Source organism: Aeromonas sp. V90_14 (genome assembly GCF_029967615.1).
GTDB lineage: Bacteria > Pseudomonadota > Gammaproteobacteria > Enterobacterales > Aeromonadaceae > Aeromonas > Aeromonas hydrophila.
The window spans coordinates 72,105-91,400 of the sequence record NZ_JASCAS010000029.1; the positions used below are offsets into that span (position 1 = coordinate 72,105).

The 19,296-nt window shown below is 61.5% G+C and carries 18 protein-coding genes; 9 read left to right on the plus strand and 9 right to left on the minus strand.

The features are described 5' to 3' along the window. The first annotated feature begins 73 nt into the window (after positions 1 to 73). The 3 genes from mutY (at position 74) to mltC (ending at position 2,610) form a co-directional block, all read left to right on the plus strand. Positions 74 to 1,135, plus strand: a complete 1,062-nt coding sequence (mutY, locus tag QLG02_RS11125) for an A/G-specific adenine glycosylase (protein WP_139703959.1) — start codon at positions 74 to 76, stop codon at positions 1,133 to 1,135. 8 nt (positions 1,136 to 1,143) lie between these two features. Next, positions 1,144 to 1,416: an oxidative damage protection protein gene (locus tag QLG02_RS11130; protein ID WP_005305420.1), complete on the plus strand. Its 273-nt coding sequence runs from the start codon at positions 1,144 to 1,146 to the stop codon at positions 1,414 to 1,416. Between the two features lie 93 nt (positions 1,417 to 1,509). Then, positions 1,510 to 2,610, plus strand: a complete 1,101-nt coding sequence (gene mltC / locus QLG02_RS11135; RefSeq protein ID WP_282465179.1) for a membrane-bound lytic murein transglycosylase MltC — start codon at positions 1,510 to 1,512, stop codon at positions 2,608 to 2,610. Between the two features lie 67 nt (positions 2,611 to 2,677). On the opposite strand, the gene QLG02_RS11140 is transcribed toward mltC, so the two are convergent. After that, positions 2,678 to 3,058: a NirD/YgiW/YdeI family stress tolerance protein gene (locus QLG02_RS11140; protein ID WP_011707500.1), complete on the minus strand. Its 381-nt coding sequence runs from the start codon at positions 3,056 to 3,058 to the stop codon at positions 2,678 to 2,680. 237 nt (positions 3,059 to 3,295) lie between these two features. Between QLG02_RS11140 and QLG02_RS11145 the strand changes: the two genes are divergently transcribed. Then, on the plus strand, positions 3,296 to 4,312 hold the full coding sequence (locus tag QLG02_RS11145) for an SGNH/GDSL hydrolase family protein (protein WP_282465180.1): 1,017 nt from the start codon (positions 3,296 to 3,298) through the stop codon (positions 4,310 to 4,312). A gap of 58 nt (positions 4,313 to 4,370) precedes the next feature. On the opposite strand, the gene QLG02_RS11150 is transcribed toward QLG02_RS11145, so the two are convergent. Continuing rightward, positions 4,371 to 5,105, minus strand: coding sequence for a transporter substrate-binding domain-containing protein (locus QLG02_RS11150; RefSeq protein ID WP_026080286.1), 735 nt, complete (start codon positions 5,103 to 5,105; stop codon positions 4,371 to 4,373). A 234-nt stretch (positions 5,106 to 5,339) separates the two neighbouring features. On the opposite strand from QLG02_RS11150, the gene ompA reads away from it, so the two are divergent. Continuing rightward, positions 5,340 to 6,374 carry a porin OmpA gene (ompA, locus tag QLG02_RS11155; protein WP_282465181.1) on the plus strand — a complete coding sequence of 345 codons (1,035 nt, stop codon included), beginning with the start codon at positions 5,340 to 5,342 and terminating at the stop codon, positions 6,372 to 6,374. An 86-nt stretch (positions 6,375 to 6,460) separates the two neighbouring features. Here the strand turns inward: ompA and QLG02_RS11160 are convergent, their stop codons facing one another. Genes QLG02_RS11160 through QLG02_RS11170 form a run of 3 tightly spaced genes read right to left on the minus strand, consistent with a single transcriptional unit; the run spans position 6,461 to position 9,949 of the window. Next, positions 6,461 to 7,030, minus strand: coding sequence for a PqiC family protein (locus tag QLG02_RS11160; RefSeq protein WP_282465188.1), 570 nt, complete (start codon positions 7,028 to 7,030; stop codon positions 6,461 to 6,463). Next, positions 7,030 to 8,676, minus strand: a complete 1,647-nt coding sequence (pqiB, locus tag QLG02_RS11165; RefSeq protein WP_282465182.1) for an intermembrane transport protein PqiB — start codon at positions 8,674 to 8,676, stop codon at positions 7,030 to 7,032. Before pqiB ends, QLG02_RS11160 begins: the two co-directional genes overlap by 1 nt. Beyond that, positions 8,669 to 9,949: a paraquat-inducible protein A gene (locus QLG02_RS11170; protein ID WP_011707506.1), complete on the minus strand. Its 1,281-nt coding sequence runs from the start codon at positions 9,947 to 9,949 to the stop codon at positions 8,669 to 8,671. The genes pqiB and QLG02_RS11170 overlap by 8 nt, the downstream gene beginning before the upstream one ends. Before the next feature lie 177 nt (positions 9,950 to 10,126). Between QLG02_RS11170 and hfq the strand changes: the two genes are divergently transcribed. Continuing rightward, on the plus strand, positions 10,127 to 10,489 hold the full coding sequence (gene hfq / locus QLG02_RS11175) for an RNA chaperone Hfq (protein ID WP_011707507.1): 363 nt from the start codon (positions 10,127 to 10,129) through the stop codon (positions 10,487 to 10,489). A 139-nt stretch (positions 10,490 to 10,628) separates the two neighbouring features. Here hfq and QLG02_RS11180 read toward each other — a convergent pair whose 3' ends face one another. The 4 genes from QLG02_RS11180 to dapA form a co-directional block, all read right to left on the minus strand. Then, positions 10,629 to 11,219 (minus strand): beta-phosphoglucomutase family hydrolase, encoded by a 591-nt coding sequence (locus tag QLG02_RS11180; RefSeq protein ID WP_049046126.1) that lies wholly within the window; start codon positions 11,217 to 11,219, stop codon positions 10,629 to 10,631. A 65-nt stretch (positions 11,220 to 11,284) separates the two neighbouring features. Beyond that, positions 11,285 to 12,388, minus strand: a complete 1,104-nt coding sequence (locus tag QLG02_RS11185) for an HDOD domain-containing protein (RefSeq protein WP_282465183.1) — start codon at positions 12,386 to 12,388, stop codon at positions 11,285 to 11,287. A gap of 4 nt (positions 12,389 to 12,392) precedes the next feature. Further along, the gene (locus QLG02_RS11190) at positions 12,393 to 14,033 is read right to left on the minus strand and encodes a sensor domain-containing diguanylate cyclase (protein WP_043160301.1); all 1,641 of its coding nucleotides are present in this window, start codon (positions 14,031 to 14,033) and stop codon (positions 12,393 to 12,395) included. Positions 14,034 to 14,127: 94 nt separating this feature from the next. Further along, the gene (gene dapA, locus QLG02_RS11195) at positions 14,128 to 15,000 is read right to left on the minus strand and encodes a 4-hydroxy-tetrahydrodipicolinate synthase (protein ID WP_282465184.1); all 873 of its coding nucleotides are present in this window, start codon (positions 14,998 to 15,000) and stop codon (positions 14,128 to 14,130) included. A 280-nt stretch (positions 15,001 to 15,280) separates the two neighbouring features. Between dapA and rsmC the strand changes: the two genes are divergently transcribed. From rsmC to glgA, 3 genes are all read left to right on the plus strand, one after another. Further along, on the plus strand, positions 15,281 to 16,309 hold the full coding sequence (rsmC, locus tag QLG02_RS11200) for a 16S rRNA (guanine(1207)-N(2))-methyltransferase RsmC (protein WP_282465185.1): 1,029 nt from the start codon (positions 15,281 to 15,283) through the stop codon (positions 16,307 to 16,309). Positions 16,310 to 16,458: 149 nt separating this feature from the next. After that, positions 16,459 to 17,676, plus strand: a complete 1,218-nt coding sequence (glgC, locus tag QLG02_RS11205; protein WP_011707513.1) for a glucose-1-phosphate adenylyltransferase — start codon at positions 16,459 to 16,461, stop codon at positions 17,674 to 17,676. Next, positions 17,666 to 19,126: a glycogen synthase GlgA gene (gene glgA / locus QLG02_RS11210; protein WP_282465186.1), complete on the plus strand. Its 1,461-nt coding sequence runs from the start codon at positions 17,666 to 17,668 to the stop codon at positions 19,124 to 19,126. Before glgC ends, glgA begins: the two co-directional genes overlap by 11 nt. Positions 19,127 to 19,296: the final 170 nt, after the last annotated feature.

Consider the following 19,296-nt stretch of genomic DNA (forward strand, 5'->3'; position numbering starts at 1 on the left):
GTTGCACTGGTGTCAGCACCAAGACCGCTACACGTTAATCAATTTAGTTTTAAATCAATAACATGAGCATAATGTGAGCAACTCAGATAACGCGACCTTCGCCACCAGGATCCTGGACTGGTATCAGCTCCACGGCCGCAAGACCCTGCCCTGGCAACAGGAGAAGACCCCCTACCGGGTCTGGGTCTCGGAAATCATGCTGCAGCAGACCCAGGTCGCTACGGTCATTCCCTACTATCAGCGCTTTATGGCCCGCTTTCCCGACGTGCTGGCACTGGCCGACGCCCCCATCGACGAGGTGCTGCACCACTGGACCGGGCTTGGCTATTACGCCCGCGCCCGCAACCTGCACAAGGCGGCCCAGCAGATCCGCGACCTCCATGGCGGCCTCTTCCCAGAGCGGCTGGAGGAGGTGATGGCGTTGCCGGGGATCGGCCGCTCCACCGCGGGCGCCGTGCTCTCCCTCTCCCTTGGCCAGCCCCACGCCATTCTGGATGGCAACGTGAAGCGGGTACTCACCCGCTGGCTGGCCCTGCCCGGCTGGCCCGGCCAGAAGCAGGTGGAGAACGATCTGTGGGAGCTGGCCACCCGCCTCACCCCCAAGCTCGGAGTGGCCCACTACAACCAGGCCATGATGGACATGGGGGCCACCGTCTGCACCCGCAGCAAGCCCGCTTGCGAGCGCTGCCCGGTGCGGGAGGATTGCCAGGGGCTGTCGCAGGGCAACCCCACTGCCTACCCCAACAGCAAGCCCAAGAAGAGCATCCCGGCCCGTACCGGCATCATGCTGCTCATCCGCCACGGCGATCAGCTGCTGCTGGAGAAACGGCCACCGCAAGGGATCTGGGGCGGGCTCTACTGCTTCCCCCAGGTGGAGTCGGACGCCGAGGTGGCGGGGCTGTTGCAGCGGCTCGGCCTGACCGGCAGCGAACCCCGTGAACTGGCCGGTTTTCGCCATACTTTCAGCCACTTTCACCTCGATATCCGGCCCATGCTGATCGAAACCGACACGCCACCGCCCCCCCTGCTCATGGAAGCGGATAACCGACTCTGGTATAACTTACGCCATCCTGCAGAGGTGGGTCTGGCAGCCGCCACGGCCCGTCTGCTCGCCTATCCGGACTTACAACCATAGAGGTCAACATGAGCCGTACCGTATTTTGCCAGCGCCTGAAAAAAGAGGGCCCGGGTCTCGATTTCCAGCTCTACCCCGGTGAACTCGGCAAGCGCATTTTTGACAACATCAGCAAGGAAGCCTGGACCGAGTGGCAGAAGAAGCAGGTGATGCTGATCAACGAGAAGAAGTTGAACATGATGAACCTCGAGCATCGCCAGCTGCTGGAGAAAGAGATGGTGAACTACCTGTTCGAAGCGGGTGAAGTGGCCATCGACGGTTATACCCCGCCCAGCAAATAATCCGTGAACGGGGCTGGCCTGCGCAGGCCGGCCCCGTCGACTCACGGCAACGACGGAAGTGACGGGCGGCCCGCCGCCCAGTTTGAGGACTCTATGGGCCGAATTTTCTGGCTGCTGTGCACCCTGCTGTTTCTCTCTGCCTGCTCATCCTCCCCCAAGCCCAATGGCAACGAGGATGACGATCTCGTCAACGGCAAGGACATCCGCGGTTTCGAACACATGATCAGCGCGCTCTCCCACAACGTGAACGAGATATGGGGGCGTGAGGCGCTGTTTGCGGGCAAGTTTGACTACGTCAAATACACGGATCAGTACAAGAGCCGGGCCCACATCGACTTCTCCAGCGGCCACATCATGGTCGAGACCGTCTCCGGCATCGACCCGCGCTCCCACCTGCGCCGCGCTATCATCGAGACCCTGCTTACCCCGGACGATCCGGCGGAAGTGGATCTTTACTCCGACGCCGAGATCCTGCCCGGCGGCGAGCCTTTCCTTTACGGCCAGGTGCTGGACAACCAGGGCCAGCCGATCCGCTTCGACTGGCGCGCCGAGCGCTATGCCGACTACCTGCTCAACACGGCGATGAAGAAGCGCACCCTGGGCATTCGCACCATCTTCTTCGTCGACATCCCCATGGTGGCCAACCACGAGGATCGACGGGGCTACAAGTACGCCAGCCTGATCCGGGAAGCCTCCCGCAAGTACGGGGTGGCCGAGAGCCTGATCTACGCGGTGATCAAGACCGAGAGCAGCTTCAACCCCTATGCGGTCAGCCATGCCAACGCCTACGGCCTGATGCAGGTGATCCCGGCCACCGCCGGGCGGGACGTCTACGTGCGGGTCAAGGGCAAGAGCGGCCAGCCGACCCGGGAGGACCTGTTCAACCCGGCCTACAACATCGACGTCGGGACCGCCTACCTGCACCTGCTGCAGACCGTCTATCTGGTGGATATCCAGGATCCGCGCTCGCGCCGCTACGCCGTCATCTCCGCCTACAACGGCGGCGCCGGCGGGGTGCTCAACACCTTCTCCAACGACCGCAAGGCGGCGCCCGGCATGATCAACCAGCTCTCGCCCGAAGCGGTGTACCAGATCCTGACCGAGCAGCACCCCAAGGCGGAAGCCAGACGCTATCTCTACAAGGTCAATCAGGCCGAGAAGGGGTTCAAACGCACGCTGGCCCGCACCGGCTAAGCAGACCAACAGCAAAAGGGCGCCTCATGGAGGCGCCCTTGTTACGTCTGGCGTAGGGGTTCAGGCCTTACTTGGCGATGAAACCGCCCTTGCTCTGCGGGGCGGCGCCCACCTTCTCCAGGCTCTCCACCTCCACTTCGGTCTTGTTCCAGCTGTGGTCCACCTCGCCACGGATGCGGATCAGATCGTCCGGGCCCACCTCGGTGCCGCGCCACACATCCTGATCCACTTCCACTTCCACCTCGCCACTGGCGTCGCGGAACATGTAGTTCTCGCCGCCCAGGTGCTTGACCAGCTTCCCTTCCAGGGTGGCCCAGCTGTCATCGGCCAGATCCTTCAACTGCGCGACGGACACCTTATTCTGCTCCTGCGGGCCGGTATAGGCCGCCATGGCGAAAGAAGAGATGGACATCAGGGTCAACAGACCGATTACGCTTGCCTTGTTCATTTCATGCTCCTGTCATTGGGTACGGGAGCAGTGTGCCGGCCGGTGCGTGAAACAAACGTGAAGCCTCCCCATCTGGGGGACAGCGGTGTGACCGTAATCGATTTAATCCATACCGCATACTGCGAAATTAAATTCGGATAGATACCCTGCAAGATGGCAAAACAGCTTCCCAGCACCTTTGCCTATCGAGGAACAGCCTGCAGGCACCACCTGCTTCCAACCAATGAGAACAACAAGATGAAGAAATGGTTTGTGTGTTTATTGGGACTCTTCGCGCTGACAGTTCAGGCAGCCGACAGTCGCCCCGCCTTCTCCCGGATCGTGATGTTTGGCGACAGCCTCTCCGATACCGGCAAGATGTACAGCAAGATGCGCGGTTACCTCCCCTCCAGCCCCCCCTACTATCAGGGCCGCTTCTCCAACGGGCCGGTCTGGCTGGAGCAGTTGACCCAGCAGTTCCCGGGGCTCACCATCGTCAACGAGGCGGAAGGGGGCGCCACTGCGGTGGCCTACAACAAGATCTCCTGGAATCCCAAGTATCAGGTCATCAACAACCTGGATTACGAGGTGACCCAGTTCCTGCAAAAAGACAGCTTCAAGCCCGATGATCTGGTGATCCTCTGGGTCGGCGCCAACGATTACCTGGCTTATGGCTGGAACACCGAACAGGATGCCAAGCGGGTGCGCGACGCCATCAGCGATGCGGCCAACCGCATGGTATTGAACGGCGCCAAGCAGATTCTGTTGTTCAACCTGCCGGATCTGGGCCAGAACCCCTCGGCCCGCAGCCAGAAGGTGGTCGAGGCGGCCAGCCATGTCTCCGCCTACCACAACCAGCTGCTGCTGAACCTGGCACGCCAGCTGGCCCCCACCGGCATCGTCAAGCTGTTCGAGATCGACAAGCAGTTCGCCGAGATGCTGCGCGAACCGCAGAACTTCGGTCTGAGCGACACCGAGAACGCCTGCTACGGCGGCGGCTATGTGTGGAAGCCGTTTGCCTCCCGCAGTGCAGCCAGCGTCGCCAGCGACAGCAGCCTCTCCGCCTTCAACCCGCAGGAGCGGCTCGCCATCGCCGGCAACCCGCTGCTGGCCCAGGCCGTTGCCAGCCCCATGGTGCGGCGCAGCGCCAGCACCCTCGACTGCGAAGGCAAGATGTTCTGGGATCAGGTGCACCCCACCACCGTCGTGCACGCCGCCCTGAGCGAGCGGGCTGGTGCCTTCATCGAGGCTCAATACGAGTTCCTCGCCCACTGATGAAAAAGGGCCGACGACAGTCGGCCCTTTTTGTTGTGCGGCCCCGGCGGGCCCCCCCTCAGCGGTAGCGCTTGACGATGCCGTCGTAGATGCCGTTCTGCTTGATGGTGGCCAGTGCCTCCTGCAGTCGCTTGATCACCTCGGGCGGCGTCTTCAGACTCGCCGCCACGTACAGATCGCCCCCGGTAAAATCCTCGATGTCGTGCACTATCTTGAGGGTCTCAGGCCCATAGCCCGCCTGGCGTACGTAGTAGTTGGCCGTCTCCTGCGATACCGGCCAGAGATCGATGCGCCCCATCAGCAGTTTGAGCATGTTGGCCTCGTGGTTGTTGTTGCGTTGCAGGTTGGAGAACTTGCGACCGATCAGGTACTGCTCCAGCGCGTCGTTGCGCACCGTACCGATGGACCAGGCCCGTGCCTGCGACAGCTGGCTGAACGGCTTGATGTCGTCCCGCTTGGCCAGGGCGAAGACGTGAAAATTGATCTGCGCTATCGCCCCGATCCACTGGAACTGTGCCTCGCGCTCGGGGAAGCGGCTGATGCTGTAGATGAGCACGTTGGGGCGGCTGCGCGCCAGCGAGATGGCCCGCGCCCAGGGGTAGATGTCCAGCGTATATTCGAAGCCGGCCTGCTCCAGCATGGCCTCCACCACCTCGGTGCCGAGCCCTTTGACGTCGGCCTCCTCCAGATAGTTGTAGGGTGCATAGTCCTCGGTCACCACCTGCAGGGTCTCGGCCGCCCAGCCTGGCGCCAGCCACAATGCCCAGCACAGCCATATCCATCTGATGTTCATGCCCACCTCGCAAGCAAATCCGCCTCGGTTAACTATTGCGCTCCCTCGCCAGAGCGCAAACTCCCGCGGCAAATTGCGGCAATGGTAATCACATTATGTTTTATATCAGTTGGTTGAGAACCTGCGTAAAGCGACTACCCTTAATCTGTTGTGGCTGTGCTATAAGCCCCGACCCATAAGGAGAGGCGACCCTATCCACCTCCCCCCAACAATATGAAATTGCAGAGGCTCAACATGAATAAAACACTGATTACCTTGCTGGTTTCAGGCTTGCTTGCGGCCAACGCCCAGGCAGCCGGACAGGACAACACCTGGTATGGCGGTGCCAAGCTGGGTTGGTCCAACTTCTATGGCATTGATGAGAATAATAATTTAACTTTAAACAATGAGACTAATGATGCTCTAGGTGCTGGTTTGTTCGTAGGCTATCAAGTTAATAAAATCCTCGGTGTTGAGTATGGATACGACTATTTGGGAAAATATAAATACGATGCACAAACCCCTAGTAAGACCAGTTTTCATGATGAAGTACAGGCCCAACTCATTCATTTGACTTTAAAGCTAGGCTTTCCAGTTACCAATAATCTAGACCTATATAGCCGTGTGGGGGGGGGATATGCGGCAGCCAACAGTGACATAAAGGGTGGTGATGGACGCTTCAACTTTGTTGGTGCTTTGGGAGGCGAATACGCTTTCAATTTAGACTGGGCTGCTCGTCTTGAGTATCAATATTCCACCCCATATGGCGATAAGAATGATATTGGGTTACGAATGGACAATGGTCTACTAACCGCTGCGGTGGTCTATCGCTTCGGTCAGGTAGCCCCCGTGGTGGCCGCGCCGGTGCCGGCCCCGGCGCCCGAGCCGGTAGTGGTCGACAAGCAGTTCACCCTGAGCTCGGACGTGCTGTTCGACTTCAACAAGGCCACCCTCAAGCCGGCCGCCGGTCAGGCGCTGGATAACCTCTACAGCCAGATTGAGCAGGCCAGGCCCAAGGATGGCGTCGCCACCGTGATCGGCTATACCGACCGCATCGGCTCCGATGCCTACAACCAGAAGCTCTCCGAGCAGCGCGCCCGGACCGTCGCCGACTATCTGGTCGGCAAGGGCCTGCCGACAGGCAAGGTCAACGTGGAAGGTCGCGGCAAGGGCAATCCGGTCACCGGCGACAGCTGCACCAGCAAGTCCAAGAAAGAGCTGATCGTCTGCCTGGCCCCGGATCGCCGGGTTGAGGTCAAGGTCGAAGGGATCTCGGAAGTTCAGCAGTGATCCTCCAGCGTGGCTGACAGCCACGAATGAAAGAACGGGAGGCCAAGGCCTCCCGTTTCATTTTGGGTCGCTGCATCGGCACAGCGTCAGGCCCCCTTGCGCACCTCTGCCGCAATCTGGTCGAGCAGCTGCTGCCAGCCAGCCCCCAGCTCGCTCACCAGAGCGCCGTAGCCATCAGCCGGCAACACCCGCACCTGCTGGAAGGGGACGTCACGCAGTACCGTGCCCTCTTCGGTCAGCAGGCGCCAGCGCCCGCTCAGCACGGCTCGCCCGTCGTGGCGCCCCTGGAAGCGCTCCACCGCAATGGTCAGCACCGGCCCCTTGCGGGCACCGTCCTGCCGCACCACCCAACCCGGCAAGCGGCTGGAGAGGCCGTTCAGGGTCAGCTGATCGAGCTGGGCATCCAGCGACCCCGCCCAGCGATGGTACTCGGCGAAGTGCAGCTCCTTGCCCTCCAGCTGATAGACCAGGCTCATCCGATCCAGCTGGCCGGAGAGGGACACCGGCTTGAGCACCAGCTGGTGCTGCGGCTGAGCCACCACCGCGGCCGGTTGCTGCGCCTCGGCGTCGAGGGAGTAGTAGTGCAGCAGCGTCGGCGCAGAACTGCAACCCGCCAGCAGGCCCAGCAAGGCCAGCGCCATCATCTGTTTCTTCATCATTGACCTCGCTTGGGCTCGGGATCACGGGGACGAGCCCGATCGAAAATCAACGAGCTCGGCTGCTCGTTGAGCGAATGCACCAGCGGCTGCAACTCGCGCATCAGCTGGTTGAGCGACTGCACCGACTGCCGCAGATCCTGGTTGGTCTGGGAGTTGGCGTCATACTCCTGCAGCGTGCTCTGCAACTGCTTCAGGCTGTCGTTGAGGGACGCCGGCAACTGCTGGGTCGCACTCTGACCGGTGAACTTGTCCAAGTTGGCGCTCACCGCACTGACGTTCTTCAGGGTCTGCTCCAGGGTCACCAGGGTATGGTTGACCTGGTTCAGCGTCTTGGCGGTGTCCATGTCGACGAACTTGTCGAGGATCTGGTTCACCTTGCGCTCAATCTGATCCAGCCCGGCCTGCACGGTCGGGAACACCTGATAGCCCGCCAGCTTGGTGGGCTGGAACCTGGGCGCATCCGGATAGAAGTTCAGATCCACCACCTTGCCCCCGGTCAGCAGGCTGGAGGTCTTGAGCGTCGCCCGCAACCCCTCCTTGAACTGCCGGCCGAACAGCGCCCGCCACTGCTCCTTCTCCGCATTGGCATAGCGGTGGGAGAGGCGTTGTACCTCGATCCGCGCCAGTACCGGGATCTGCCGGCTCTGGAACATCTGCACCCCTTTCTCGTCGATGAGATAGGGGGCCGAGATGACAGTGCCGACCCGGATGCCGCGATACTCCACCGCCGCGCCCGGGTGCAGGCCGCCGACGCTGTCCTCGAACAGGAACACGTAGTCGATGAACTGATCCAGGCTACCGGCCAGTACGCTGGCCTGATCCTGGAACAGGGTGAAGTCATCCATCTGCTTGACCGGCTCGCCGGGTGCCCAGCCGGGCGGCAGCCCCATGGTGATGCCGCCGTCCAGCAGGCTCTCCAGCGAATCCATCTTCACCTTCATCCCCTCGCTGCTCATGGAGACCTCGAAACCCGGGGTCATCCAGAAGCGGGAGTTGCTGCTCACCAGCACGTCATAGGGAGCGTTGATGAAGATCTGATACTGCATCTCGCTCTTCTCGGGCAGGAACTTCGCCTCTTCCACCTGGCCTATGGTGAAGCCCTGGTAGTTGATGGGCGAGCCGACCCCGAGTGCCCGGGTGTCGCGGCTGCTCAGCGATAATCGCAGCCCCTTGGCGTCCTGCGAGGCCAGTGGCGGCTTGTCCAGCATGGCGTACTCGTCGCGCGCCTTGCCCTGCTTGCCGGGTGCCAGTTCGATGTAGGCGCCGGAGAGCAGGGTGCCGAGGCCGGAGACCCCCTCCCGGCCGACCCTGGGCTTGACCACCCAGAACTGGCTGTCCTTCTTGAGCATGCCGGCGGCGGCGTTGGTCAAACGGGCCTTCAACACCGCATGGCTGTAGTCCTCGCTAAGCTCCACCGCCTCGATACGGCCCACTTCCACCTCGCGGGAGCGGATCACCGTCTTGCCCGCCACTATGCCTTCGGCCGTCGCCACCGTCAGGGTGAAGCTGGGACCTTGTGAATACCAGTGCTGGAACAGCATCCAGATCCCGATGAACAGCGCCAGCAGCGGCACCATCCAGATCGCGGCGGCCGAGCTCAGAAAATCAGAGCCGGGTTTCCACCTTTTCTTACGCTCACTCACGTTCGCGTTCTCCTTGTTGTAAATCCCAGATCAGGCGGGAATCGAAGCTCATGGCTGCCACCATGGTGATCAGCACCACACCCGCAAAAGCGACGGCCGCAGGGCCCGGATAGATGGTCATCAGGTTGTCGAGCCGGATCAGGCCCGCCAGGATGGCCACCACGAAGACGTCGATCATCGACCAGCGTCCCACGAATTCAGTCATGCGATAAAGCTTGAGCTTGCCAAGGGGCGATGCCCCCTGGCCGCGCTGTACCATGTAGCAGAGCCACAGCAGCGCCAGGATCTTCACCAGCGGCACCACCACGCTGGCGAAAAAAATCACCGCGGCAATGGGATAGGAGCCCATGGCCCACAGCAGTACCACCCCGCCGAGAATGGTGGAGGGGCTGTCATCCCCGAGAAAGACGGTGTCCATGATGGGGTAGAGGTTGGCCGGGATGTAGAGGATCACCGAGGTGAAGAGCAGCGCCCAGGTCCGGTTCAGCCCACCCGGTTTGCGGCTGTGCAGATGATCGCCGCACCGTTTGCAGCTGTCGGCACCGGCCTCGCTCAAGGCGCCGCAGATGTGGCAGCCCACCAGCCCGGAGGTCATGGCGCTGGCTTCGTCATCCTCCACCGTCAGCCCGTGCAGCTCGCTCGGCCCGAACAATCGTTGCCACAGCCACATCCGGTCCAGCGACGAGATCATCTTGATCAGCAGCACCGTGTAACCGACGAACGCCCAGAACGACAGGCCCATCTTGATGTCGGCCATCCCCATCAGCTTGACCAGCGAGATGAGCACCCCGATGAGGAACACATCCACCATCAGCCAGGGCTTGATCCGGCACAGCAGCCGGCCGAGGGAGCGCAGGGCGTTGCTGTGCAGATCCTTGTCGACCCGCCACAACACCAGCATGATGGAACCGATATAGACCAGCGGCAGGCCGATCAGGGTCAGGCTCAGCACGGCCCCGAGGAACAGGTAGCCCTGATCCACCAGGGTGGTGATGCACTGCAGAAAGGTCATCTCCTGCCCCACCCCCTTGGCGGAGAAGGACATGAAGGTAAAGGAGTTGGAGAGCACGAACATGATGATGGCCGCAAAGCCATAGGCGATGGGCCTGCGCTCCTGCTCCGGCAGATGGCGGCTCAGAGTGTGACCGCAACGCGGGCAGCTGCTCGCCTCCCCCACGGCCAGCGTGGTGGCCGGCACCAGCAGGTCGCACTCTTCGCACGCGGTGGCGTCATGGGTATAGGTGGGTTGGTGTTGGTGTGAAACCGGATGCAAGATGAAACCCCAGCATGAGGCCCGCCACGGGGCCAGAGCCGCCAATTATTACAGCAGCGGCCCGCGCCGACCAGCCCTGTCGTTGCACCATCCGGGTCAGGTGTGAGAATGACTTTGACAAGCAAGTGACCATTTAGCACAATCAAACGCCACTTTTTTTCCGCGGGACAATAATTTATGACAACTGAATCCCCAAGCTACTCCACGATTGAGCAAGCCTTCTCCCTCGGGAACGGGCAAGATTCTGCCCTCAACTGGTTGCGCAAGAATCGCAGTCAGGTCGCCATCTTCCTGGTGAGCGGCATCAAGCTGGAGGGGACCATCAGCGGTTTCGACCAGTACAGCGTGCTGTTGACCGATGCCCACGGCAACCAGCAGCTGGTCTACAAGGCCAAGATTTCCACCATCGCCATGCACTCCGGCCGGCCGCAGGTCAGCATCCAGCGTGCCCGCAAACCCCGCGTCTCCATGGCGCCGCGCCCCCACGGCGCTCCCGGTCGTTATGACGACAACCAGGGCGGCGGTAGCAGCGAGCAGTAATGCACTTGCCTGAGTCACCCCGACACCATTGCTGCGTCAAAGGGTGACCGAGTCCATTCTCATGTATCATGTCTGTCCCGTATGAGAATGGACTCCACTCTTCCTCCGAGCGGACCCATCCGTTTTCTCTCTCTTCCCTTCAATACTGCAAGTCGACCGGTCTGCCATCCCTGACCATGCAGGTCTGCATCCCCGCAGCCTGACCGGCCTGCACGCCGATCCCCGTATCCTCGAATACCAGACAGCCTGCCGGCTCGACAGCCAGCCGACGTGCGACCAGCAGAAACGTATCGGGATGGGGTTTGTGCAGCTCCACATCGTCGGCGGTCACCACCACGGGGAAGTAGCGATCCAGCCCGGTGTTGCGCAGCACGGCCTCGGCATTGATGCGGGGCGAGCCGGTGCCGATCCCCATCGGGATGCGGCCATGATAGCGCTCAACCAGTTCCAGCATGGCCGGGAAGACGGTCGCCTTGTGCAGGTTGGCCACGTAGTGTTCGGTCTTGCAGCGGGTCACGATGAGCGGATCCAGGGCGATCTGTTGCTGCTCGGCCACCAGCAGGGCGATTTTGCGGCTCGGCATGCCACCCAGCTCATAGAACCAGTCTGCATCGAAGTGAAAGCCAAATTCGCGGGCCGTGTGCGCCCAGGCGGCGAGGTGCAGCGGCATGGAGTCCACCAGGGTGCCGTCGAGGTCAAATACCAGACCTTGAAATCCGGATAGGGTCATGTGCGGAGTCTGTCTCTGAACAAAGGGCCCCCATTCTAGCCAGAGCCATCTTTGCTCGCCACGGCCTAGGTGGCGAGAAACGCTTGCCCCCACATTTGTGCCTGAAAATAGATGGGTGTCAGTCTGGCGAGTTCCAGCTGATAAGTGGGCGCCAGCTGGGCCAGCAAGGGCCAATCCCCCTGTTCATAGCTCTTCACCAGCTGAAACAGATGAAACAGCGGCCCCTCGCGAGACTCCAGCGCCCGTCTCACGTCCTTGGGCAGGTGGGCCTTGAGCTGCTCGGAGAGCAGCGAGCCATCCAGTACCAACCCCACCAGAAAGGCCCAGCTGGCAGCCGCCTTGCCAAGCGCATTCAGTGCGATCAGCTCGCAGAAGCGGCCGCGGGCGATGGCCATGCGGGTACAGGCCTCCGGCATGTGCTGGCTGACTCTGGCCAGCCCGTAGATGAGCACGAACTTGCGGATCTCCTGCTCCCCCAGATAGGAGAGCGCCCGGGTGACCGAGACGATGGGGCTGGCGTGATCGAAACCGGGGGCGTTGACATAGCTCAGCAACTGCCCCGGCAACCAGGCATCCTGCTCCAGCAGGGTGGCCACCCGGGCGAAGGAAAACTCCTCGCGGCAGATCAGCTGCAGTATCTCCTGCACCAGCTTCATGTCCGGCTGGGCGGCGCGCTGGTTGACCAGCTCCGGGCGGGCGAGAAAACCGCCGGCGAAGAAGTCGACTCCCGCCTCCTTGAGCGGCAGGAAGTCTCCCCAGGTCTCGATGTCGAGGGCCATCCGCTTGTGCTCGGTCGGCTGGCGGATCCCCTCTTCGCCCATCCAGAACACCAGCAGCCGGGAGGCGTTGAACCAGCGCGGCTCGCGCTGGGCACCGTGCACCGCCAACCGGCGCCGGTAGTCGCGCCACTGTTCCAGCACGGGGAAGGAGGCGGGCAGCCGATCGGCGGAAGCCTCGACCAGCGGTATGGTGTCCTGATCGAACAGCAGGGGGCGCAGTTCATCGAGCTGCTCGTGGGTGAAGGGCAGCAGGTATTGCCGCCCCTGTGCCAGCAACCGGCACTGGGCCGCCAGCAGCGTCCATTCGGACGGGTCGGCAAGCTGATAGTCGATGCCATAGGCGACGAGGGCGAGACGGCGGTTGAAGATGGGATAGCGACGTAACAACATGGGCTCACCGATAGGCTAGCGTACACGCCCTCCCCTGCGATTTGGCATGATAGAGCGCCTGATCAGCCTGTTCGGTCAAGCTCTGCCATGTTCCATCCAGCGAGGGAACCAGATAGCTAAAGCCTATGCTAACCGTAATGAAATCAGCAACTCGGGAGGCCGGATGCGGGATCTTTAATTCGCTGAGCCCCTGGTGAATCTGTTCCGCCAATCGCTCCGCCTCGCCGGGTTGCGGCCCGCACAACAGGATCACGAACTCCTCGCCGCCATAGCGTGCCACCAGGTTGGTGCGCCGCCGCTCCGCCTCCTGCAGCAGACCGGCCACCTGTTGCAGACATTGGTCCCCCTTGGCGTGACCGAAGTGATCGTTGTAGGACTTGAACTCATCCACATCGATCATCAGCACCGCCAGCAGATTCTGATGACGGCGCGCCCACTCCCACTCCCGCTGCATGGTGAGATCCCAGTGGCGGCGGTTGGCGATGCCGGTCAGCGGGTCCTCCAGCGACAGCAGCGACAGGCGCTTGTTGGCCTCCTCCAGCGCCCGGTTGGTCTCCGCCAGCTGCATGGTGCGCTCGCTGACCCGCTGCTCCAGTTCACGATTGAAACGCTCGAGCGCCTCCTGGGTGCGCTGGCGGATCAGCAACTGGGAGAGCATGGCCGCATACTGCTTGAAGATCTCGCTCTGATAGGCCTTGAGCGGTCGACGCCACAGCAGGTTGTCGGCCGCAATCCAGCCGATCGGGGTGGCGCCGTCCCACAGCGACACCATGGCGTTCCAGCCGCGACCCACCTCCTGCTTCTCGTAGTAGAGCGGCGCATCCTCCAGCACCAGCACATAATCCTTGCGGCGCAGCGCCTCCTGCACCGTGGGGTGATCGGGAATGGGACTGATGAAGTGGTGCTCGTCGATCAACTCGCCCGCCTCGTTGGTGCCCCAGGTGCCGTGCATGGTCTTGAACTCGGCGTCGACCAGGAAGATGGCGATGCGATCGAACTGCAGCTCCTGGCGGGCCAGCACCACGGCCTCGCGCAGCAGTTGATGCTCGCTGTCGCAGCGGGAAAGCTGAACCCCCACCTGATGCAGCGCCTGCAGCATGCTGAGGAAGGAGCCTTGCAGCGCCTGGCTGCGGATGAGGTCGGCCTGGGTATGGCGCCGCTGATCCCGCTCCAGATCGATCTGACTGGCGAGCAACCGGCTCTCCAGCTCGGCGGCAAGATAGTGCATCAGCAGCTGAATGCTCTGTTGCTGACGACGGGAAAGACGATCGAGGCGGCGGCGGGTCTCCAGATAGACCACCGCCTCCAGCCCCTTGTGGCGCTTGAGCGGGAAACAGGCGCGCAGGCGTGTCGTCTGCGGTTCAACCGTCTCCCAGATGTCGTGAGGGTGGGCTAGTTGCTCCACCACCAGCTGTCCCTTGTCGAGGGCATGTTCGATGAAAACGATTGGCAGCTGGAGCGTAGCAAGGGCGTCGGCAGTCAGGCAGACCAGCCCCTGTTCGAGCTGAAAGCTGTATAGCTGGGACTCGGGCGCCCGCAGCCACAAGTAGATCTGTTCGGCCTCGGTTTTTTCCCTGACTGCCGCCAGCGTCACTTCACAGAGATGTTCAAAACTGGTGAAGTGCTCTGGATCCCATTCCTGCATGCCTGCCATCCTTGGTTGTATCCAAGCGAGTATAGCGGCAAACATTGCACTTTAATTGACTAGCCAGTCAAAAGCGCGATCCAGAGCCCACTTTTTATAACAGATTCAACGCCTGCATCGCGTCACGAATGCGGGTACGCGTCGCCTCGGACAGCGGCATCACCGGCAGGCGGCACTCCTCGCTGCAAAAGCCCAGCAGGGAGACCGCATACTTGGCACCGGCGGGGCTCGGCTCGGCAAACATCGCCTGATGGAGCGGAATCAGCTTGTCTTGCAGTTCGCGCGCGGCTTGCCACTGGCCGGCCAGCGTGAGGTTCTGCACTTCGGCCACCAGCTTGGGCGCCACGTTGGCGGTCACCGAGATACAGCCCTGACCACCGCCGATGTTGTAAGCCACGGCGGTGGCATCTTCACCGGACAGCCAGGCAAACGGCTTCTTGATCAGCTGGCGTTCGGTCCAGGGGCGGGCCAGATCGCCGGTGGCGTCTTTCACCCCGGCAATGCGCGGCAGCTCGGCCAGTCGGGCCAGGGTAGCCGGCTGCACGTCGACAATGGCGCGCGGCGGGATATTGTAGATGATGATCGGCTTGCTGGTGGCGTCGTGCACCGCCTTGAAGTGGTGGTAGAGCCCCTCCTGATTGGGGCGGTTGTAGTAACCGGCCACGTGCAGGGTGGCATCGGCCCCCGCCTGCTCGGCATGACGGGTGTACTCGATCGCCTCGACCGGGTTGTTGGAGCCGGCCCCGGCAATCACCGGAATGCGGCCCGCCACCAGCTTGACCACCAGCTCCACCACCCGGCAGTGTTCGTCATGGGTCAGGGTCGGGCTCTCGCCCGTGGTGCCCACCGGCACTATGCCGTGGGTACCCTGTTCGATATGCCACTCCACCAGACGCGCCAGCGCTTCTTCATCCAGCTTGCCCTGTCGAAAGGGGGTGATCAGGGCGACGATTGAACCTTTGAACATGGAATTTCCTTCTCCGTTGACTCATGAATGTGGCAATAAAAAACCCCGGTACGATGTGCGCAACCGGGGTTTGAATCTGCTCAGGGATGAGAGGTTACGCGCGAACGTCGGCAGGCCCGAATGTCAGGCTTTTTTTATGCTTTCGTTTCAACCCGTTGAACCGCATTGCGTCATCTCTGCTCAAAAAATGGTGTCTGGGCATATTTCGGGAACACGGCATAAATGTCAAGGCGAAAGCGGCTATGTATAATGGCCGCCCAAAATTGCGTGGAGAGACCCGATGAGCAGCCCGATCAGTGCCGTCAGCCAGATGCTGGAACGAAACCAAGCCCTCTTTGTCGGCAAGCGGCTGCTGGTGTGCGGCGCGCTGGAGGATGACTATCCGCGTCAGCTGGCGACCCTGGCCCACTCCCTCACCGTCTTTACCACGGATTACTGCTATTACCGCAGCCAACAGGCCGCGCTGGGGGATGCCATCCTGTTCGATCATCAGCTCGGCGGTGCCCCCCGTTTCGATGCCCTGCTGCTGCTGATGCCCAAGGCCAAGGCCGAGGCCCAGTATCTGCTGGCCATGATGACCCCGTTGCTGGAAGCCGGTGCCGAGCTGTTCCTCGCCGGTGAAAACCGCGGTGGCATCAATGGAGCCGACAAGCTGCTGGCCCCCTATGGCGACAACCCGGTCAAACGCGACTCGGCCCGCCGCTGCTCCCTCTATCACGGCGAGCTGAGCAAACCGGTTGAACCGTTCGAGCTGAATAGCTGGTTTGGTCGCTATCAATGCCAGGCTGGCGAGACCGAACTGACCGTGCTGGCCTTGCCCGGCGTGTTCAGTGCATCCGAACTGGATCTCGGCAGCCAGATGCTGCTGGCCAGCCTGCCGGCCATGCAGGGATCGCTGCTCGATTTCGGTTGCGGCGCCGGGGTGATTGGCTCGGTGCTGGCCAAGCGCAATCCCGAACTCAGGGTCACCATGGTGGATATCAACGCGCTGGCGCTGGAGTCCAGCCGCCGCACTCTGGCCATCAACGGCCTGCAGGGCGAGGTGCGGGCATCCGACGTCTATTCCGACATTCAGGGGAAATTTGACCGGATCGTCTCCAACCCGCCGTTCCACGCCGGTCTCAAGACATTCTACGCGGCCACCGAGACCTTCCTGGCCAAGGCGCCGGATCATCTGCAGTCCCAGGGCTCGCTGACGATAGTTGCCAACGCCTTCCTGCGATATCAGCCTATACTGGAGACGCACTTCAAACGGACTGAAGTGATCAGCGGCGATGCCAAATTCAAGGTCTATCTGAGCAAAGTGTAAATAAGTGTAACCAGTCACCGGAAACAGGTAGAGAGCCCCATACGGGATCTGATAAGGTAATTGTCACACCTCAAACCACCCCTTTAGGGGTGTTTTTTTGCATCAAGCTGAAAACCTTTTCATAGTATGAATTCAGGGAGAGAAATACGATGGCAGGCATACTCACCATGATCCTGGCCGGCGGCGAAGGTACTCGCCTCCAGCCACTCACCACCACCCGCAGCAAGCCCTCGGTTCCCTTCGGCGGCAGCTACCGACTGATCGACTTCGTCCTCAACAACTTCGTCAACGCCGACTTCCTACGCATCTACGTATTGACCCAGTTCAAGTCCCAGTCCCTCTATCTGCACATGAAGAAGGGCTGGAACATCGTCGGCATCACGGATCGCTTCATCGACCCGATTCCGGCCCAGATGCGGATGGGCAAACGCTGGTATGACGGCACCGCCGACGCCATCTACCAGAACCTGCGTTTCATCGAGATCTCCGACCCCGAGCACGTCTGCATCTTCGGCTCCGACCACATCTACAAGATGGACGTGAGCCAGATGGTGACCTTCCACAAGCAGAAGGCCGCCGCCCTGACCGTCGCCGCCCTGCGCATGCCCATCGAGGAGGCGAGCGCCTTCGGGGTGATCGAGGTGGATCAGGAGGGCCGGATGATCGGCTTCGAAGAGAAGCCCAAGCGACCCAAGCACATCCCCGGCGATCCCACCCAGGCGCTGGTCTCCATGGGCAACTACATCTTCGAGACCGAGGCGCTCTATCGCGAACTCAAGCGCGATGCCGCCGAGGAGAACTCCAGCCACGATTTCGGCAAGGACATCATCCCCAGCCTGTTCCCGCGCGCTCCCGTCTATGTCTATGACTACAGCACCAACGTCATTCCGGGCGAGAAGCCCAACGTCTACTGGCGCGACGTGGGGACGCTGGACTCCTACTGGCAGGCGCACATGGACCTGGTGGCCGACGATGCCCCCTTCTCTCTCTACAACCGCAAGTGGCCGCTGCATACCCACTACCCGCCGCTGCCACCCGCCACCTTCGTCGATACCGACGACTGCAAGGTGAAGATCGCCAACTCGCTGATCTCCGGCGGCTGCTTCATCCAGGGCAGCCAGATCCAGCGCTCCATCCTGGGTTTTCGCTGCAACGTGGGGCCTTGCAGCCACATCAGCGAGTCGGTCCTGCTCGGGGACGTGAAGATCGGCGAGGGCTGCTCCATTCGCCGCGCCATCATCGACAAGAACGTTGAAATTGCGCCCGGCACCGTGATCGGTGAAAATCTGGACCATGACAGAGAACGATTTACCGTGTCCGAAGGCGGTATCGTCGTGGTACCTAAGGGAGCAAGAGTTGGCTATTAACCCACTGAAAATCCTGTTCGTTGCCTCGGAAGTTGAGGGGCTTGTGAAGACCGGGGGCCTGGCTGACGTAGCCAGAGCCCTGCCGCTGTACCTGGCCCAGAAGGGGCATGATGTCAGGATCATGCTGCCCTTCTACAAGACGATAAAGCGACGGGATGAGGCCAAACTGCTGGTCTCGCGCTGGCTGCCAACCCACCCGGGCCTGCCGGATATCGGCTATCGCATCTATCAGATGGATCTGGAGGGAGTCTGCGTCTACCTGCTCGACTGCCCGCAGTACTTCGATCGCCCCCAGCTCTACGCCGAGAACAACCAGGCCTATCCGGACAACGGCGAGCGCTTCGCCTTTCTGGCCGCGGCCGCGCTGCACGCCAGCGAACAGCTCGCCTTTGCCCCCAACATAGTGCACTGCAACGACTGGCACACCGGCCTGCTGCCGCTGCTGCTGAAAACCCGACACGCCCACAACCCCTTCTTCCAGCACACCCGCAGCGTGATCAGCATTCACAACGCGGCCTTTCAGGGGGTATTCGAGCGCCAGCAGTTCTGGGCGGTGCCCGAGATTGCCGACTACGAACAGCGCATCAGCTACGACTACGGCCACGTCAACCTGCTCAAGTGCGGTGTGCTCTATGCCGACAAGATCAACGCAGTCAGCCCCAACTATGCCAGCGAATTGCTGACCCACCTGGGTGCCCACGGCATGGCCAGCATCTTCCAGCAACGGGCGGCGGATCTGCGCGGCATCCTCAACGGCTGTGACTATCAGGACTGGGATCCGGCGTTCGACGACTTCCTGCCGGCCACCTATGACGTCGACAACCTGGCCGGCAAGCGCATCTGCAAGCAGAATCTGCAACAGGAGACCGGCCTGCCGGTGGCGGATCTGCCCATCTATGGCATGGTGTGCCGGCTGACCGAGCAGAAGGGCGTTCACCTGCTGCTGCCAGTGCTGGACAAGTTTCTGCATCACAAGGTGCAGGTGGTGATCGTCGGCTCGGGGGATCCCTCCCTCGCAGCCCAGTTGCAGACCCTGGCGCAACAATTCCCGGACCGGCTCGCCTTCATCAACACCTATGACGACCGGCTCGCTCATCTGGTGGAAGCGGGTGCCGACTTCTTCCTGATGCCTTCCCTGTTCGAACCGTGTGGACTCAACCAGATGTACAGCCTGGCCTATGGCACCCTGCCGCTGGTGCGGGCCGTCGGCGGCCTGAAAGATACAGTGGTGGACTGGGATGCCGACCCGGAGCACGCAACCGGCTTCTGCTTCAACGATCCGACCGCCAACATCTTGCTCGATGCCATGCGCCGCAGCCTGCTCTACTACCTGCAGGATCCCGAGCAGTTTGCCCGGGTGCAGCGCAATGCCATGAACACCCGCTTCAACTGGCCGGATTCGGTCACTCAGTACGAGCAGATGTATCAGGACGCACTGGCCCGCCACTGAGGAAGATTGCTGAAGTTTTGTCCCCTTGATGCTGCTTTGAACGTCAACAGCGAAAAAAGTCCCCTTTGGCTGTTGACGCTCCTTCAAAACTCTATAGAATCCCCCACCGCAGTGATGCGAAGGTGGCGGAATTGGTAGACGCGCTAGCTTCAGGTGTTAGTGTCCCACGG

What these genes read in the sequence shown, in the direction of transcription:
- QLG02_RS11130 (WP_005305420.1), top strand. Translation starts at nt 1,144, where the DNA reads ATGAGCCGTACCGTATTTTGCCAGCGCCTGAAAAAAGAGGGCCCGGGT.
- mltC (WP_282465179.1), top strand. Translation starts at nt 1,510, where the DNA reads ATGGGCCGAATTTTCTGGCTGCTGTGCACCCTGCTGTTTCTCTCTGCC.
- QLG02_RS11140 (WP_011707500.1), bottom strand. Translation starts at nt 3,058, where the DNA reads ATGAACAAGGCAAGCGTAATCGGTCTGTTGACCCTGATGTCCATCTCT.
- QLG02_RS11145 (WP_282465180.1), top strand. Translation starts at nt 3,296, where the DNA reads ATGAAGAAATGGTTTGTGTGTTTATTGGGACTCTTCGCGCTGACAGTT.
- QLG02_RS11150 (WP_026080286.1), bottom strand. Translation starts at nt 5,105, where the DNA reads ATGAACATCAGATGGATATGGCTGTGCTGGGCATTGTGGCTGGCGCCA.
- ompA (WP_282465181.1), top strand. Translation starts at nt 5,340, where the DNA reads ATGAATAAAACACTGATTACCTTGCTGGTTTCAGGCTTGCTTGCGGCC.
- QLG02_RS11160 (WP_282465188.1), bottom strand. Translation starts at nt 7,030, where the DNA reads ATGAAGAAACAGATGATGGCGCTGGCCTTGCTGGGCCTGCTGGCGGGT.
- hfq (WP_011707507.1), top strand. Translation starts at nt 10,127, where the DNA reads ATGACAACTGAATCCCCAAGCTACTCCACGATTGAGCAAGCCTTCTCC.
- QLG02_RS11180 (WP_049046126.1), bottom strand. Translation starts at nt 11,219, where the DNA reads ATGACCCTATCCGGATTTCAAGGTCTGGTATTTGACCTCGACGGCACC.
- QLG02_RS11185 (WP_282465183.1), bottom strand. Translation starts at nt 12,388, where the DNA reads ATGTTGTTACGTCGCTATCCCATCTTCAACCGCCGTCTCGCCCTCGTC.
- QLG02_RS11190 (WP_043160301.1), bottom strand. Translation starts at nt 14,033, where the DNA reads ATGCAGGAATGGGATCCAGAGCACTTCACCAGTTTTGAACATCTCTGT.
- dapA (WP_282465184.1), bottom strand. Translation starts at nt 15,000, where the DNA reads ATGTTCAAAGGTTCAATCGTCGCCCTGATCACCCCCTTTCGACAGGGC.
- rsmC (WP_282465185.1), top strand. Translation starts at nt 15,281, where the DNA reads ATGAGCAGCCCGATCAGTGCCGTCAGCCAGATGCTGGAACGAAACCAA.
- glgC (WP_011707513.1), top strand. Translation starts at nt 16,459, where the DNA reads ATGGCAGGCATACTCACCATGATCCTGGCCGGCGGCGAAGGTACTCGC.